This window comes from Sabulicella glaciei (assembly GCF_026183895.1).
Classification (GTDB): Bacteria; Pseudomonadota; Alphaproteobacteria; order Acetobacterales; family Acetobacteraceae; genus Roseococcus; species Roseococcus glaciei.
Genome location: NZ_JAPFQI010000001.1, coordinates 153,510 through 167,901, shown reverse-complemented (window position 1 = coordinate 167,901; position 14,392 = coordinate 153,510). Strand labels below are relative to the sequence as shown.

General features: G+C 70.3%; 14 protein-coding genes and 1 tRNA gene. 6 read left to right on the top strand and 9 right to left on the bottom strand.

Annotation, left to right across the window (positions count from 1 at the left end; all coding sequences use genetic code 11):
* Positions 1-101 precede the first annotated feature (101 nt).
* Positions 102-431, bottom strand: coding sequence for an ATP-dependent Clp protease adapter ClpS (gene clpS / locus OF850_RS00745; RefSeq protein ID WP_207538338.1), 330 nt, complete (start codon positions 429-431; stop codon positions 102-104).
* A gap of 204 nt (positions 432-635) precedes the next feature.
* Positions 636-1,130 (bottom strand): phasin family protein, encoded by a 495-nt coding sequence (locus tag OF850_RS00740; RefSeq protein ID WP_301587750.1) that lies wholly within the window; start codon positions 1,128-1,130, stop codon positions 636-638.
* 268 nt (positions 1,131-1,398) lie between these two features.
* Between OF850_RS00740 and OF850_RS00735 the strand changes: the two genes are divergently transcribed.
* The 4 genes from OF850_RS00735 to OF850_RS00720 all read left to right on the top strand — a co-directional run bounded on the left by OF850_RS00735 (position 1,399) and on the right by OF850_RS00720 (position 5,962).
* On the top strand, positions 1,399-2,553 hold the full coding sequence (locus tag OF850_RS00735; protein ID WP_301587749.1) for a D-alanyl-D-alanine carboxypeptidase family protein: 1,155 nt from the start codon (positions 1,399-1,401) through the stop codon (positions 2,551-2,553).
* Positions 2,554-2,652: 99 nt separating this feature from the next.
* Positions 2,653-3,495 carry a UTP--glucose-1-phosphate uridylyltransferase gene (locus OF850_RS00730; protein WP_301588834.1) on the top strand — a complete coding sequence of 281 codons (843 nt, stop codon included), beginning with the start codon at positions 2,653-2,655 and terminating at the stop codon, positions 3,493-3,495.
* An 8-nt stretch (positions 3,496-3,503) separates the two neighbouring features.
* Positions 3,504-4,916, top strand: coding sequence for a phosphoglucomutase/phosphomannomutase PgmG (gene pgmG, locus OF850_RS00725; RefSeq protein WP_301587748.1), 1,413 nt, complete (start codon positions 3,504-3,506; stop codon positions 4,914-4,916).
* A gap of 74 nt (positions 4,917-4,990) precedes the next feature.
* On the top strand, positions 4,991-5,962 hold the full coding sequence (locus tag OF850_RS00720) for a Bug family tripartite tricarboxylate transporter substrate binding protein (RefSeq protein WP_301587747.1): 972 nt from the start codon (positions 4,991-4,993) through the stop codon (positions 5,960-5,962).
* A 3-nt stretch (positions 5,963-5,965) separates the two neighbouring features.
* On the opposite strand, the gene OF850_RS00715 is transcribed toward OF850_RS00720, so the two are convergent.
* Positions 5,966-7,192 carry a flavin monoamine oxidase family protein gene (locus tag OF850_RS00715; protein WP_301587746.1) on the bottom strand — a complete coding sequence of 409 codons (1,227 nt, stop codon included), beginning with the start codon at positions 7,190-7,192 and terminating at the stop codon, positions 5,966-5,968.
* A 34-nt stretch (positions 7,193-7,226) separates the two neighbouring features.
* Between OF850_RS00715 and OF850_RS00710 the strand changes: the two genes are divergently transcribed.
* Positions 7,227-8,336 carry a DSD1 family PLP-dependent enzyme gene (locus OF850_RS00710; protein WP_301587745.1) on the top strand — a complete coding sequence of 370 codons (1,110 nt, stop codon included), beginning with the start codon at positions 7,227-7,229 and terminating at the stop codon, positions 8,334-8,336.
* A 1-nt stretch (position 8,337) separates the two neighbouring features.
* Here OF850_RS00710 and OF850_RS00705 read toward each other — a convergent pair whose 3' ends face one another.
* The 6 genes from OF850_RS00705 to OF850_RS00680 form a co-directional block, all read right to left on the bottom strand.
* The gene (locus tag OF850_RS00705) at positions 8,338-8,694 is read right to left on the bottom strand and encodes a hypothetical protein (RefSeq protein WP_301587744.1); all 357 of its coding nucleotides are present in this window, start codon (positions 8,692-8,694) and stop codon (positions 8,338-8,340) included.
* A 34-nt stretch (positions 8,695-8,728) separates the two neighbouring features.
* A complete protein-coding gene (locus tag OF850_RS00700; RefSeq protein ID WP_301587743.1) occupies positions 8,729-9,427 on the bottom strand; it encodes a J domain-containing protein in 699 nt (232 codons plus the stop codon).
* Between the two features lie 3 nt (positions 9,428-9,430).
* Positions 9,431-10,129 (bottom strand): VWA domain-containing protein, encoded by a 699-nt coding sequence (locus tag OF850_RS00695; protein ID WP_301587742.1) that lies wholly within the window; start codon positions 10,127-10,129, stop codon positions 9,431-9,433.
* A 47-nt stretch (positions 10,130-10,176) separates the two neighbouring features.
* A complete protein-coding gene (locus tag OF850_RS00690) occupies positions 10,177-12,444 on the bottom strand; it encodes an NADP-dependent malic enzyme (RefSeq protein ID WP_301587741.1) in 2,268 nt (755 codons plus the stop codon).
* Between the two features lie 59 nt (positions 12,445-12,503).
* A complete protein-coding gene (locus OF850_RS00685) occupies positions 12,504-13,508 on the bottom strand; it encodes a sensor histidine kinase (RefSeq protein WP_301587740.1) in 1,005 nt (334 codons plus the stop codon).
* A 68-nt stretch (positions 13,509-13,576) separates the two neighbouring features.
* Positions 13,577-13,662: transfer RNA gene (locus OF850_RS00680), tRNA-Leu, on the bottom strand.
* Positions 13,663-13,692: 30 nt separating this feature from the next.
* Between OF850_RS00680 and lipB the strand changes: the two genes are divergently transcribed.
* Complete coding sequence (gene lipB / locus OF850_RS00675; RefSeq protein ID WP_301587739.1) at positions 13,693-14,382, top strand: lipoyl(octanoyl) transferase LipB; 690 nt, start codon at positions 13,693-13,695, stop codon at positions 14,380-14,382.
* Positions 14,383-14,392: the final 10 nt, after the last annotated feature.

The following is a 14,392-nucleotide window of genomic DNA, read 5'->3' as shown; positions in this document are numbered from 1 at the left end:
TGCCGGGGAATGGCACGCGGATTGGTTAACGGACATGTGGGGCGCCCCCTTGGGCCTCACAGCCTCCGACACATGTTGAAAACGCATTGCACGTAGGAAGGTCACTCCTTCTCGATGGTGCATTGCAAAGGATGTTGATTCTGCCGCGCAAGGTCCATGACCTGGGTGACCTTCGTTTCCGCGACCTCGTAGGTGTAGATGCCGCAGACCCCTACCCCACGCCGATGGACATGCATCATGATGCGCGTGGCCTCGTCACGGCTCTTCTGGAAGAACCGCTCCAGCACGTGAACGACGAACTCCATCGGCGTGTAGTCGTCGTTCAGCATCAACACCTTGTACATGGCGGGCTTCTTGGTCTTCGGCCGTGGCTTGACCACCACGCCCGTCGCCGGCCCGCCCTCGCCCTCGCGTTTATCGCCTTCCGCCATGGATTCCCGCTCGATCAAACAGAATGGGCCGTGCCCGTCGTCCCAGGATATCGGTCCCCGGGGCCGCGGTAAAAGGCCTGTGCCATCATCGGGGCACGGAATGAGCAAAAGCAAAGCCCGGCGCGCTTTCGCGGCCGGGCCTCCCGGCGCCCCGTGGGGCGCCCCGGATGGAGGGGACCGGCGAGCCGGCCCCCTTTGCGCACTTCAGGCGGCGAGGGGCTTGCCCACCTTCTCCATCGCCAGCGTCATGCGGGCGGTGATCGGGGCGAAGCTCTGCTCGGCCAGCTTGAACGCGGCCTCCTGCAGCTTGACCGTGTCGTTCATCGCACGCTCGAAGGTCGTCTTGGCGAAGGAGGCCTGGAACTCGGCGGCTTCCTTCAGCGACTTCGCGGTGGACAGGGTCTTCACCCCCTCCAGCGTGTGATCGGACAGGGCCTGCAGCATCGCCAGGGTCTGGCGGGACAGGTCCTGCATGCCGGTCATGTAAAGCTGGCTGGCCTTGGTGACGGCCTCCAGGTTGCCGCGGCCGAACTCGTTGGCCTCCTCGGCGACCTTCAGCATGTCGGCGGCGGTCTTGTTGGCCTGCTCGAGGCCCTTCTCGACGGTGGCGCGCGCCTGCACGGTCGTCTCGGCAACGGCCGTCTGGCCAACCTGCGCGGCGTCGGACATCACCTTCTTCACGTCTGCCTGGGACTTCATGGTCTCTACCCTTCTCATGCTCGTTCGGACCGTCCCGATCCCGAAAGGGCACGGACGGCATATGCTGCGATGCAGCAAAACCTATCTAGGCGAGGCGGAAGCTGGATGCAAGGGATTTTTTGTGCACTGCACAAAATCCGTTAACCTACGGATAACGGCCAATTTTGCCCGAAACCGCTGGACAGGCCGAAAGGCATGGTGTTCCCTTGTCGAGGATGGTTCCGCACCTGGGGGGGTGCGCATCCGTCAAATGGGGGGATTTCCTGAGATGCGACTGCCTGTCCTCGCGCGGCGTCTGGCCTTGTGCGCTGCCTTTGCCGTGACCGCGGCCATCCCAGCCCAGGCGCAGCTTCTCGAAAGTCCCCGCTACGCCTCCATCGTGACCGAAGCCCGGTCGGGCAACGTACTCTCCGCCACCAACGCGGATGACCTCCGGCATCCCGCCTCGCTCACCAAGATGATGACCCTCTACATGCTGTTCGAGGCGATGCAGGCCGGCCGCGTGGACCTTTCCACGCCCATCCGCTTTTCCGGCACCGCGGCCTCCCGCCCCCCGTCCAAGCTCGGCGTTCCTGCAGGCGGCACGATCAGCGCCGAAACGGCAATCCTGGCCCTCGTCACCCGGTCGGCCAACGACGTCGCATCGGCGGTAGGCGAGCACCTGGCGGGCAGCGAGGAGGCCTTCGGCCGCATGATGACCATGCGCGCCCGCTCCCTCGGCATGACGCGCACCACCTTCCGCAACGCCTCCGGCCTGCCGGACCCGGAGCAGGTGACGACGGCCCGGGACATGGCGCTGCTCGGCCGGCGCCTCTTCACCGATTTTCCGGACCGCTACTCCTATTTCGCGGTGACGCAGTTCGCCCATGGGCGGCAGATGATCCGCAACCACAACGGCATGCTGCACGACTATCCGGGCGCCGACGGCATCAAGACGGGTTTCATCAACGCCTCCGGCTTTAACATCGTCACCTCCGCCCAGCGCGACGGGGTGCGGCTGGTCGGCGCGGTGTTCGGCGGCAATTCCTGGTACCAGCGCAACCGCCACATGGCCGAGCTGCTGGATGACGGCTTCGACCGCATGGGCGTGCGCCGCGGCGCCGCCATGGCTTCGGCCCCCATTTCCCGGCCCACGCCGATCCGCGTGGTGGCCCCCGTCGCCACGCCCAACACGCCGGCCTCCCGCCGCGCCGCCGCCGCGGCCAGCCGGGCCGAAAGCAGCCGCGCCCAGGGCAGCCGCGCCGCCACGGCGCGCCCCGCGGCCCGGCCGACGGCGCAGCGGCCGGTCCGCGTGATCCACCGCCCGGCCAACCCGGCACGCCCGGCCGCTTCCCGGCCGGCTTCCACCCGCCCCGCCGCGACCCCAGCGACGCGTTCCCGCCCCGCCACGTCGCGCCCGGGCTCCCGCACCACCCGCGGCTGACAGGAGCCCCGCTTGGCGAAGGAAGCCGGGCGTGGCATCCCGGCTCGACAGCCCTTGCGGAGTGAACGCCTCGTGACCAAGCCCCTCAGGAAGGCCGTGATGCCGGTGGCCGGCCTCGGCACCCGGTTCCTTCCCGCCACCAAGACCGTGGCCAAGGAACTCCTCCCGGTCGTGGACCGGCCGCTCATCCAGTACGCGGTGGACGAGGCGCGCGAGGCGGGGATCGAGCAGTTCTGCTTCGTCACCGGCCGCGGCAAGACCGCCATCGTCGAGCAGTTCGATGTCGCCTTCGAACTCGAGCGCACGCTGGAGGAACGCGGCAAGGCCAAGGAACTGGCCGAACTTCGCGCCGCCGCCCTGCCCCCCGGCTCCGTCGTCACGACGCGGCAGCAGGTGCCCATGGGCCTCGGCCACGCGATCTGGAGCGCCCGTCACTTCATCAACGACGAGCCCTTCGCCATCCTGCTGCCCGACGACCTGATGATGTGCGACGTATCCTGCACGAAGCAGCTGGCCGACGCCTATCGCGAGACCGGAGGCAACGTCGTCGCCGTCGAGGAAGTCCCCCGCGAGCGGGTGAACAAGTACGGCGTCCTTGCGCCAGGCAAGGATGATGGCCGCCTCGTCGAGGTGAGGGGCCTCGTCGAGAAGCCTAAGGTGGATGAGGCTCCCTCCAACCTCACCGTCATCGGCCGCTACGTGCTGATGCCCGAGGTGATCGGCCACCTCGCCAAGATGGAGAAGGGCGCGGGCGGCGAGGTCCAGCTGACCGACGGCATGGCGAAGCTGATCGGCGTCCAGCCCTTCCACGGGCTGCGCTACCAGGGAAGGCGCTTTGATTGCGGCGACAAGCTGGGCTTCCTGGAGGCGCAGATCGCCTTTGCCCTGCGCCGCCCCGACCTCGCGGACGGGGTCCGCGCCTTCCTCCCCTCCTACCGCTGAGGCGCCCCATGGCCGGCTTTACCCACAGCTTCGATCCCACGACCCTGCGCGAGTACGACATCCGCGGAATCGTCGGGAAGTCCCTTTCGGCCGATGATGCCTTCGCCATCGGGCGGGTCTTCGGCACCATCGTGTCCCGCGCCGGTGGCTCCCGTGTCGCGGTGGGCCGCGACGGTCGCCTGTCCTCGCCGGAGCTGGAGCCGCGTCTCGTCGAGGGATTGATGGCAAGCGGGATGGAGGTGCTGCGCGTCGGCACCGGGCCGACACCCCTGCTCTACTATGCGGCCTACGCTCTGGAGGCGGACGGGGCCATCATGGTCACGGGCAGCCACAACCCGCCCGACTACAACGGCTTCAAGTCCATGCTCGGCCGCAAGCCCTTCTTCGGCAAGGATATCCAGGAGCTCGGCCGCATGGCCGCCGCCGGCGACGTGGTGCCGGAAGCCAAGGGCAGCGAGCGCAGCGTGGACCTCGCGGCCGACTACGTCGCCCGGATGATGAAGGACTACGACGGCGGCGACCGCGCCCTGACCGTGGTCTGGGACCCGGGCAACGGCTCGGGCGCGGAGATCGTGAACCGGCTGGTGCAGGAGATCCCGGGCCGGCACACCGTCATCAACGGCACGATCGACGGCACTTTCCCCGCCCATCACCCCGACCCCACCGTGGCCAAGAACCTCGAGCAGATCATCGCCGAGGTGGCGCGGGTGGGCGCCGATCTCGGCATCGCCCTCGATGGCGATGCCGACCGCATCGGCGTCGTGGACAACGAGGGCAACATCCTGTTCGGCGACCAGCTCCTGGTCGTGCTGGCACGCGACGTCCTGCGCCATCGTCCGGGCGAGACGATCATCGCCGACGTGAAGGCCAGCCAGGTCCTGTTCGACGAGGTGGCGAAGGCCGGCGGCAAGCCGCTGATGTGGAAGACCGGCCACTCGCTGATCAAGGCCAAGATGGCCGAGACGGGCGCGCCCCTGGCCGGCGAGATGTCGGGCCACATCTTCTTCGCCGACAAGTGGTACGGCTTCGACGACGCGCTTTATTCCGCCGTGCGCCTGCTGGGCATCGTGGCGCGGATGGACGGCTCGCTCTCCGAGACGCGCGCCGCCATGCCGCAGGTGATCAACACGCCGGAGCTTCGCTTCGACTGCGACGAGGGCCGCAAGTTCTCCGTGGTGGAGGAGGTGCGCCAGCGCCTCGCCGCTGAGGGGGCGGATGTCTCGGCCGTGGACGGCGTCCGGGTGAATTCGCCCGATGGGTGGTGGCTCCTGCGCGCCTCAAACACCCAGGCCGTGCTGGTCGCTCGCTGCGAGGCGTCGAGCGAGGACGGGCTGGAGCGGCTAAAGGCGCAGCTGGTCCGGCAGTTGGAAGCCTCCGGCCTCGCCGCGCCGGATTTCTCAGGCAACAACGCGGGGCATTGACCCCGGCGCTCCGGCGTTTCCAAACTTCCTTCGCGCGGCCCCGCCAAAAGAGGGCCGCGCGAAGGAGGAAGTCCATGACCACCCGCCGCGCGCTCCTGGCCGCTCCGCTGTTCCTGCCCGCCCTCGCCCGCGCGCAGAACTGGACCCCGAACGGTCCCATCCGCGTCGTCGTGCCCTTTCCGGCCGGCGGCACCACTGACATCCTCGCCCGGCTCTACGCGCAGCGCCTGACGGAAACGCTCGGCACCTCCGTCGTCGTGGAGAATCGCGGCGGCGCCGGCGGCTCCATCGGCGCGGACGTGGTGGCGAAGGCGCCGCCCGATGGGCAGACGCTGCTGTTCCACAACCTCACCTTCAGCACCACGACGGCGGCGCTGGAGCACATGGGCCGCGCGCCCCACTCCATGGAGCGCGACTTCGCCCCGATCACCCTCGGCGCCAACGTTCCGATGATGCTGCTGGTGGCCAAGGATGTGCCCGCCAACAACCTGCACGAGATGGCCGAGTGGGCGAAGCGCCAGTCCACCGCGCCTTTCTATGGCTCCACCGGCCCCGGCTCGACCATGAACCTGGTGGGCGAGGTGCTGAAGCGCGACGGGAGCTTCCCGATGGAGCACGTGCCCTTCCGCGGCGCCGCGCCGCTGGTGCAGGAGATGCTGGCGGGACGCATCCATTTCGGCGGCGACCAGCTTTCCTCGTCGCTCCAGCACATTCGCGGCGGAGCGCTGAAGCCCGTCGCCACGCTGTCGGCCACGCGCGCCCGCGCCGTGCCGGACGTGCCCACGGTGCGGGAGCAGGGCTTCCCCAATGCCGAGCTTCTCGGCTGGAACGGGTTCTTCGCCCCCGCCCGCACGCCGGAGCCCATCCTGACGCGGCTGCATTCCGAGATCGCGGCGGCGGCGCGCCACGCCCCCATCGCCGCCCGCATCGAGGAACTTGGCGCGGAGCCCGGCGGCAACTCACCGGCGGAGTTCGGGGCCACCGTCCACGCCCAGGTGGCGCATGTGCGACCGCTGGTGCGCGACCTTCAGCTTCAGATGGGCTGATCCCTACCGGGCGAGGCGCGACGCCGCCTCGCCCGAAAGCCACGCCCCGGCCACCGTGCCGGCGAAGCGCGAATGCGTCGCCTCCCCGGCGAGGACGAGGCGCCCGCCGCCCAGGGGCCGCGCGAGCACGGCGCGGCTCGCATGGTGGCCCGGACGCGCGTGGGTATAGGCGCCCAGGAAAAGCGGGTCGGCACCCCATCGCGTCAGCACGGCGGGACCGAGCGGCGCGTCGCCGAAGATGTCGCGCAAGTCGCGCCGCGCCGCGTCCTCCAACGCCGCCGGGCCTTCGCGCGACAAGTCCCAGGCGCGCTCGCCGCCCACGAAGCCGAAGAGATGGTCGCGCCCGAAGGGACGGACGATCCAGCCGAAGGGATGCGGCGCGGCGGCGCTGGGCACCTGCCGGACCGAGTGGAAGGGCGCGACGGGGAAGCGCTCCGGCTCCGGCAGGCGGAATCCGAGCTTGGTGAGTAGCCCCATGGGCAGGCCGTGCACCGCCTCCATCACCTCGGGCGGGAGGTCCGGCGTGAAGCGGATGCCGCCGGAGGCCAGCACCCCGGTAGAAACGGAAACGATGGCCGAGCGCGCCCGCACCGCACCGAAGACGCCTTCGGCCACGACCTCAACCCCGTCCCAGCGCAGCCTATCCACCCGCGCGCCGAGACGGATGGGAAGCCCCTCCGCCAGCCGCGCGACGATCGCGCCCACCCCCTGCTCCGGCAGCAGGTTGGGACCGCCCAGATCGGTCTTGAGGAAATCCTCCAGCGAGATCTCCTCCAGCGGCGCCGCGTTGATCTGGTTGCCAAGCCAATGGGCGATGCTGGCGCTCCAACGACTGCCGCGCGGCGCGACCGCCGCGACCGACACGTCGGGTCCTTCGCGCGGGGCATCCACCGCCGCGTCGAAGGCATCGGCGGCCCTTGCGTGATCGTCCAGCTCCTCGGGTGTCGCGAAGCGCGTGCCGAGCCAAAGGTGGCGCTCGCGCAGCGCATCGTGGTCACAGGCGGGGCCGGCATGCGGGGTAAGCAGATTCTCGTCCGCCTGGTGCAGCCAGGTCGCGCCGTGGTCGAAGGGCGCGCCCAGCGAGGCAGATTCGGTCCAGGCCCGCCCGCCGACGCGCCCGCTGCCCTCCAGCACGACGCAGCTTCGCCCGGCCGCGCGCAGGGCGCGGGCCGCCGCGATGCCGGCGCAGCCCGCGCCGATCACCACCACCTCTGGATCGCTGGGGATCATGCCCGCATCATGCGTCGGAACGTGAGGACCGACCATGATGCAGCCGCCGCCCGCCGAACCCGGAATGCGCGAGGAGGAGGTGGACACCCCTGCCCTCCTGCTCGACCTCGACGCCTTCGAGGGGAATCTCGACGCCATGGCGGCGCTGCTGGCCGAGCATCCGGTGAAGCTGCGCGCCCACGCCAAGACCCATAAGTCGCCGGTCATTGCGCGGCTGCAGATGGAGCGTGGCGCGATCGGCCAATGCGTGCAGAAGGTCGCTGAGGCGGAGGTGCTGGCCTGGGGCGGCATCCCGGACGTGATGGTGACCAATCAGGTTTGGGGCGCGCGCAAGCTGGCGCGGCTCATGGCCCTGGCGCGGATCAGCCGCGTTTCGGTTTGCACGGATGACGCGGCGCAGGTCGCCGCGATCGAGGCGGCAGCCGAGGCGGCGGGGGTGCGGATTCCCGTGCTGGTCGAGATCGATGTCGGCGCGGCCCGCTGCGGCGTCGAACCCGGTCCGCCCGCGGTGGAACTGGCGGAGCGCATCGCCGCGTCGCGCCACCTCACCTTCGGCGGGCTTCAGGCCTATCACGGCTCGGCGCAGCACATCCGCGCGCCGGAGCGGCGCACGGAGACCATCGCGCAGGCCGCCGACGCGGCGCGGCGGACGGTGGAGCAGCTTCGGCAGCGCGGCCTCGACTGTCCGGTGGTGGGTGGCGCCGGCACCGGCACCTTCCGCCACGAGGCGGCGAGCGGCGTCTACACGGAGATCCAGGCCGGCTCCTACGCCTTCATGGATGCGGACTATGCCCGCAACGAGGAGGCACCGCCCTTCCGCCACGCCCTCTTTGTCCTGGCAACCGTCATGAGCGCGGCGCAGCCGCACATCGCCGTGGTGGATGCGGGTCACAAGGCCATCCCGACCGATAGCGGCCTCCCGCTGGTCTGGGACCGCCCGGGCGTCTCCTACGCCGGGGCGAGCGACGAGCACGGCAAGCTGACGGTCGAGGACCCGTCCCTGCGCCCGCGCCTGGGGGAGAAGCTCCGCCTCGTCCCCGGTCATTGCGACCCGACGGTGGATCGCTTCGACTGGTATGTCGGCGTGCGGAAGGGCCGCGTGGAATCGCTCTGGCCGGTCGCCGCGCGCGGCGCCATGGCCTAGGTCAGAGGTCCAGCGCCCCGTCACGGATGGTGGGGGCGCCCTTCACCTCGGTCCGTTTCCCGAGTTGCGTGTCGAGGAGGGCGCGCAGCTTCCGCGTGGCTCCCTGCGCGGCCTCGTGCGGCGTCGCGGCGTGATGCGTCACTGCCACGGGCTTCTGCCCCGTGGGCCGCGCCTCCATCGCGCAGCGCATGTCGTTATCGCCGCCCTTCTTGGGGGAGTTGGCGTCGCCCAGATGCACCTCGATGCGCGTGATCTGGTCGGAGAAGCGGCCCAGCGCACGCTGGATCTCTTCCGCCAGGCGCTGGGTGAAGTCCTCGCTGCCGCGAACGCCATCATCGGTGTTGATCTGGATCTGCATGCAGGGGAAACGGGTCGGGGCGGGGGTAGTTTCCCTACCCGCCCAGCAGCACGTTCCGCGCCTCGTTCACCTGGGCCGCGAGCCAGTCGCTGCCGCCGCGATCCGGGTGGGCGGACTGCATCAGGCGACGATGCGCGGCGCGGATCTCCGCCTCGGTCGCACCCTCCGGAAGCCCGAGGATCGTAAGTGCCTCCTCCCGCCCCATCCGGCCGGAGGCGGAACGCGGCGGTTCCTCGTGGTGGGTTTCCTCGCGCCAGCCCGGATGGGCGCGGTCGAGCCACGCTTCCAGCAGGCCGACGCTTTCCCCGTCCACGGCGGCGCAATGCTCCAGCAGCATCAGCAACTCAGGCAGGGACAGGCCGCCAAGTTCGCGCCCACCGAAGGGGCCTTGGCGCACCCGGCCGGACAGGGCTCCGGTCTCCATGTCGAGGCGCATCTCCAGCGTGTCGGTCTCGACGCCGCTGGCCTCGCCGCCCGGGGTGGGGCGGCGGAAGCGGCGCCGCGTCCACCAGCCGCGCACCGCCTGGGCAATGGCCGGGCCGAACAGGAACAGCGCCCAGAAGGCTCCGGCCCCGCGCCCGCTCATCAGCATCAGCGCGAGCAGCCCAGCCCCGGCAATCCCGAGGGACCAAGTCAGCGCCACCCTCACCTGCCCCGGCTTCGCGTTGGCGAAGCCGTGAAGCAGGGCCAGGGTCAGGACCAGCGCCAGCCCCCCAAGGGCGAGATAGGCCATCCTCTAGCCCCGCCGCGGCGCGGGAAGCTGCCCCGCGATGCCCGAGGCAGCGCGGCCCGGCAGCTTCGCCAGGGCCGATCGCCCACCCGCCGCGAAGACCGCCACGGCGCGCAGCAGGTCGCGCAGGGCATCCGGGCTCGCGGAGTCGAAGGGTGCCCAGGCGCCGCCGGAAAGCTTGGCGATCTGCCGGAAAGCCCATTCCACCTGCTGGTCGCCGCCTTCCTGGAAGCAGAAGACCGGCGTGCCGCGCAGCCCAAGCTGCGCCGCGAGGTGGCCGATCGGGTCGATCGCCTCCTCCAGCGCATCGCCCACCAGCACCAGGGCGTGGACACGCTCCGCGGTCGTTTCGCGCAGCGCGTGTTCCAAACAACGATGGATCTGAGTCTGACCGGCCAACACCGAAACGCCGGACATGCGCCGCGCCAGTTCGGAAGCATCCGTCAGGAAGGGCGTTGCGGCGAATTCGCGATGGCCGCGCCAGTAGCAAAGCTGGACGGCCAGCCCGCCCAGCCCCTCGGCGGCGACGAACATCTCGGCCTGGACGTGGCAGGCTCGGTCCCAGCTGGGTTGCCGGCTGGCGGTCGCGTCCACGGCAAAGAGCAGCCGCCCGCGCCCTGTGGGACGGACCGCTGGAAGCGTATCGAGGCGCCGCAGGAACTCTGCCACGGCGCCGCCGGATTTGGGGGCGGGAAGCTGCGCCATGAGGGGAAATGTGGGGCTGCCCCGGCGGGAAACCAGGGCGCGCCGCCTCAGCCCCGGTTCACCTGTGCCGCCGCCACTGCGGCGAGGTTCGCGATGCCGCGCGCCGTCACGCTGGGCACCATGATGTGCACCGGCTTGTTCATGCCGAGCAGCATGGGCCCCAGCTGCAACCCTTCGCTCACCGCCTTGGCGAGGTTGAAGGCGATATTGGCGGAATCGATTCCCGGAAAGATCAGCAGGTTGGCTGGGCCCTCCAGCGTCGGGTCGGGCACGGCGCGGGCACGGATCGCCGGCACCAGCGCCGCGTCCGCGTGCATCTCGCCATCCACCTCGAGATCGGGCGCCCGCTCGCGGATCAGGTGCAACGCCGCGCGCATCTTGCGCGCCGACTCCGCGCCGGATGCGCCGAAGGAGGAATGCGACAGCAGCGCCACCTTGGGCGGGATGCCGAAGCCGCGCACCTCCTCCGCCGCCAGCTGCACCATCTCGCAGAGCTGCTCGGCCGTGGGGTCAAGGAGCAAGTGCGTGTCCACGAAGAACAGCGTGCCCGCCGGAAGGATCAGGGCGGACATGGCATAGGCGCGCCCTGCGTCTGGGTGCTTGCCGATGCACGCCAGCACGTGTTCCCAGTGGCGCATCCAGTCGCCCGTCCCGCCGACGATGGCGGCCTCGGCCTCCCCGGATTCCAGCAGCAGGGAGGCTGCGATGGTGTTGCGGCTTTCGACGCGCCGCGCCGCCGCGTCGGGGGTGATGCCGCGCCGGCCCACCTTGCCCTGGTAGAGCCGCACCAGCGGCGCGAAGAGTTCCGGATCTTCCAGCGGATGGACGACCTGGACGGAGCCGCCGATTTCCATGCGCAGGCCCAGCGACCGGATGCGCGCCTCCACCACCTCGCGCCGCCCCACCAGAATGGGCTCAGCCGTGCCCTCGTCCAGCACGGTCTGCACGGCGCGGAGCGTGCGCTCGTCCTCGCCCTCGCCGAAGACGATGCGCACGGGGCGGGACCGCGCCAGTTCCTGCACCGGCCGCATCAGATTGCCCGAGCGGAACACGAAGCGCCCAAGCTCGCGCCGATAGGCCTCGAGATCGGCGATGGGGCGCGTCGCGACGCCGCTTTCCATCGCAGCCTTCGCTACCGCCGGCGCTACTTCCAGGATCAGGCGCGGGTCGAAGGGCTTGGGGATGATGTATTCCGACCCGAAGAGCGGCGGCGTGCCGCCATAGGCGGCGGCCACCACCTCGCTCGCCTCCACCCGCGCCAGCGCCGCGATGGCCTCGACGGCGGCGACCTTCATCACCTCGTTGATCGTGGTCGCGCCGGCATCGAGCGCGCCGCGGAAGATGAAGGGGAAGCAGAGGACGTTGTTGACCTGGTTCGGATAGTCCGTTCGCCCCGTCGCGACGATGGCGTCGGGCCGCGCCGCGCGCACCGCCTCCGGCAGGATCTCCGGCTCCGGGTTCGCCAGGGCCAGGACCAGGGGGCGCGGCGCCAGGCGGCTCAGCCATTCCGCCTTCAGCACGCGCGGCGCCGAAAGGCCGAGGAAGATGTCGGCGCCGTCCAGCACCTCCTCCAGGCGTCGTGCCTCCGTGGGCTGCGCGTAGCGCGCCTTGTAGGGGTCGGTGCCCGGGCGTCCCTCCCAGACCACGCCCTCGATGTCGCAGACCGTCACGTTCTCCCGCCGCAGCCCCATGGCCACCAGCAGGTCCAGGCAGGCGAGGGCGGCCGCGCCGCCGCCCGTGTTCACCAGCCTCACCTCGTCCAGCCGCTTGCCCTGGACGAGGAGGCCGTTGCGGATTGCGGCGGCGACGATGATGGCGGTCCCGTGCTGGTCGTCGTGGAAGACGGGGATCTTCATCCGCTCGCGCAGGCGGCGCTCGATCTCGAAGCATTCCGGCGCGCGGATGTCCTCCAGGTTGATGGCGCCGAAGGAGGGTTCCAGCGCCGCCACCACCTCCACGAAGCGGTCGGGGTCGATCGCGTCCACCTCGATGTCCACGGAATCGATGCCCGCGAACTTTTTGAACAGCACCGCCTTGCCTTCCATGACCGGCTTGGAGGCGAGCGGGCCGATATTGCCTAGCCCCAGCACGGCGGTGCCGTTGGTGATCACCGCCACCATGTTGCCGCGCGTCGTGTAGTCCCAGGCGGTCTGAGGGTCGCGCGCGATCTCCTCGCAGGCGGCGGCGACGCCAGGCGAATAAGCCAGCGACAGGTCGCGCTGGGAGGCCATGCGCTTGGTCGGCTCGACCGTGAGCTTCCCGGGCCGCGGAAGGCGGTGATAGTCGAGCGCGGCACGGCGGAGGTCTTCGTCCATCGGTGTCCCCTGGTCGGGAACGACCATAGCCGCCTTGGCGCAGCGGCAAAACCGCGGCGTCACCCCTCCCGGATGGGGAAGCGCATCCGCGCCGCGGCGCCACGCGTGCCAGCAAGTCGGAACTCCCCGCCCAACTGCTCGGCAAGCTGCCGCACGATCTGCAGGCCGAGGCTGTTGGAGGCGCCCAAATCGAAGCCGTCCGGCAGCCCCTCCCCGTCATCCTCGACGGAAAGCGACGCGACCCCATCCCCCTCATCCGCGAGGGTGACCGTGAGGCTCCCCGCGCGCCCGCCGGGCAGGCCGTGCTCCAGCGCATTGGCCACGAGCTCGGCGGCGATGAGGCCGACCGGGATGGCACGCGCCGGGGACAGGGCGATGGGCGCGGCGCGCAGGACATAGCGCACGCGGTCGCAGGCCCCCGCAGTGGCGAGCGTGTCCTCGCAAAGCTCCGGCAGGAACTCGTCCATGCGGATCTCCGTCGCCTCCGGGTCGTGAAGCTGGCGATGGAGACGCGAGATCAGGCCGGGGCGCCGCTGCGCGTCCTGCAGCACGTGGCGCGCGCGCTCATCCGTCACCGCCCGGCTTTCGACAGCGATCAAGGAGGAGACCATCTGCAAGTTGTTGGAGATGCGGTGCTGCAGCTCGCGATACAGCGTCTCGCGTGACTCAGCGAGGCGGCGGTTGCGCTCCCGTTCCTCCCGCACCCGATGGAGCGAATGCGTCATGGCGCGGATCAGCGCGATGTCCACCGCCGCGATCAACGCGAAGAAGCCGAGGGCCAGCGCCCGGCTCGGGGTCAGCTCAAGCGAGCCGGTGGGCGCGAGGAAGAAGTAGTGGGATGCGAAAAGCGACGCGACCGCCACCGTCGCCCCCGCCAGGGCGCCGCACAGGAAGGCGACGATGATCACCGCCGGAAAGAAGGTGAGGAACGGGAAGCCGGTGGGCAGCAAGGGCTCCAGGGCGAGGCGCATCCCGAAGGCCACCAGGAACGCCAGGATGGCGACGCCCCAGCAGAAAAGCGGGCTACGCGGCGTAAGCGCGAGCCCGGCGAGGAAACGCGTCATGCGCGAAGGGATTCCCGGTGGGCGGAAGCGCCGCGCTTCGGCCTTCATCTGGTCCGGGCGGCGCCGGATGGTGCGGTCGAGAAGATTCGAACTTCCACGGGGTTGCCCCCACTAGCACCTCAAGCTAGCGCGTCTACCATTCCGCCACGACCGCGACGCGGGGTGGCTTTAGCGCAGGAAAGCCATGGGTTCAACCGGCCCCGAATGGGTGATTTCCCCAGGTCTCACCCCCTATCCCGACGCCCTGGCCCAGATGAGGGTCCATGTCGCGGCGATCCGCGACGAGGGCGCGGCCGAACGGGTCTGGATGGTGGAACATCCGCCCAGCTACACCGCCGGCACCTCCGCCAAGCCGGAGGAGTTGCTGGAGCGGCGCTTCCCGCATTACGAGGCGGGGCGCGGCGGGCAGTGGACCTATCATGGCCCCGGCCAGCGCACCGCCTATGTCATGCTGGACCTGTCCCGCCCCCATGGCGGCATGCCGCCGCGTGACGTGCGCTGCTACGTCCACGCGCTGGAGGAATGGATGATCCGGGCGCTGTGGCGCTTCAACGTGAAGGGGGAGCGGCGCGCGGGCCGCGTCGGCATCTGGGTCGCCGACACGCCGGTGGGCGAGGCGAAGATCGGCGCTATCGGCGTGCGCGTGTCGCGCTGGGTGTCGTGGCACGGCATCGCGCTGAACGTCGAGCCGGAACTGTCGCATTTCGCGGGCATCGTGCCCTGTGGCATCCCCGAATTTGGGGTGACCAGCCTCGCTCATCTCGGCATCACCGCCACGATGGAGGAGCTGGATTCCGCCCTGATGGCGGAGTGGCCGGGGGGGGTTGGGGGGGACAAACCCCCCCCGGGGGGGGACCCGGCCCGCCCCCCGTAGAAGCCGGCCC

Coding starts and splice junctions, on each gene's coding strand:
- OF850_RS00685 (WP_301587740.1), bottom strand. CDS start 13,508: ATGACGCGTTTCCTCGCCGGGCTCGCGCTTACGCCGCGTAGCCCGCTT.
- OF850_RS00740 (WP_301587750.1), bottom strand. CDS start 1,130: ATGAAGTCCCAGGCAGACGTGAAGAAGGTGATGTCCGACGCCGCGCAG.
- pgmG (WP_301587748.1), top strand. CDS start 3,504: ATGGCCGGCTTTACCCACAGCTTCGATCCCACGACCCTGCGCGAGTAC.
- lipB (WP_301587739.1), top strand. CDS start 13,693: ATGGGTTCAACCGGCCCCGAATGGGTGATTTCCCCAGGTCTCACCCCC.
- OF850_RS00715 (WP_301587746.1), bottom strand. CDS start 7,192: ATGATCCCCAGCGATCCAGAGGTGGTGGTGATCGGCGCGGGCTGCGCC.
- OF850_RS00695 (WP_301587742.1), bottom strand. CDS start 10,129: ATGGCGCAGCTTCCCGCCCCCAAATCCGGCGGCGCCGTGGCAGAGTTC.
- OF850_RS00710 (WP_301587745.1), top strand. CDS start 7,227: ATGATGCAGCCGCCGCCCGCCGAACCCGGAATGCGCGAGGAGGAGGTG.
- OF850_RS00735 (WP_301587749.1), top strand. CDS start 1,399: ATGCGACTGCCTGTCCTCGCGCGGCGTCTGGCCTTGTGCGCTGCCTTT.
- OF850_RS00730 (WP_301588834.1), top strand. CDS start 2,653: ATGCCGGTGGCCGGCCTCGGCACCCGGTTCCTTCCCGCCACCAAGACC.
- OF850_RS00705 (WP_301587744.1), bottom strand. CDS start 8,694: ATGCAGATCCAGATCAACACCGATGATGGCGTTCGCGGCAGCGAGGAC.
- clpS (WP_207538338.1), bottom strand. CDS start 431: ATGGCGGAAGGCGATAAACGCGAGGGCGAGGGCGGGCCGGCGACGGGC.
- OF850_RS00720 (WP_301587747.1), top strand. CDS start 4,991: ATGACCACCCGCCGCGCGCTCCTGGCCGCTCCGCTGTTCCTGCCCGCC.
- OF850_RS00700 (WP_301587743.1), bottom strand. CDS start 9,427: ATGGCCTATCTCGCCCTTGGGGGGCTGGCGCTGGTCCTGACCCTGGCC.
- OF850_RS00690 (WP_301587741.1), bottom strand. CDS start 12,444: ATGGACGAAGACCTCCGCCGTGCCGCGCTCGACTATCACCGCCTTCCG.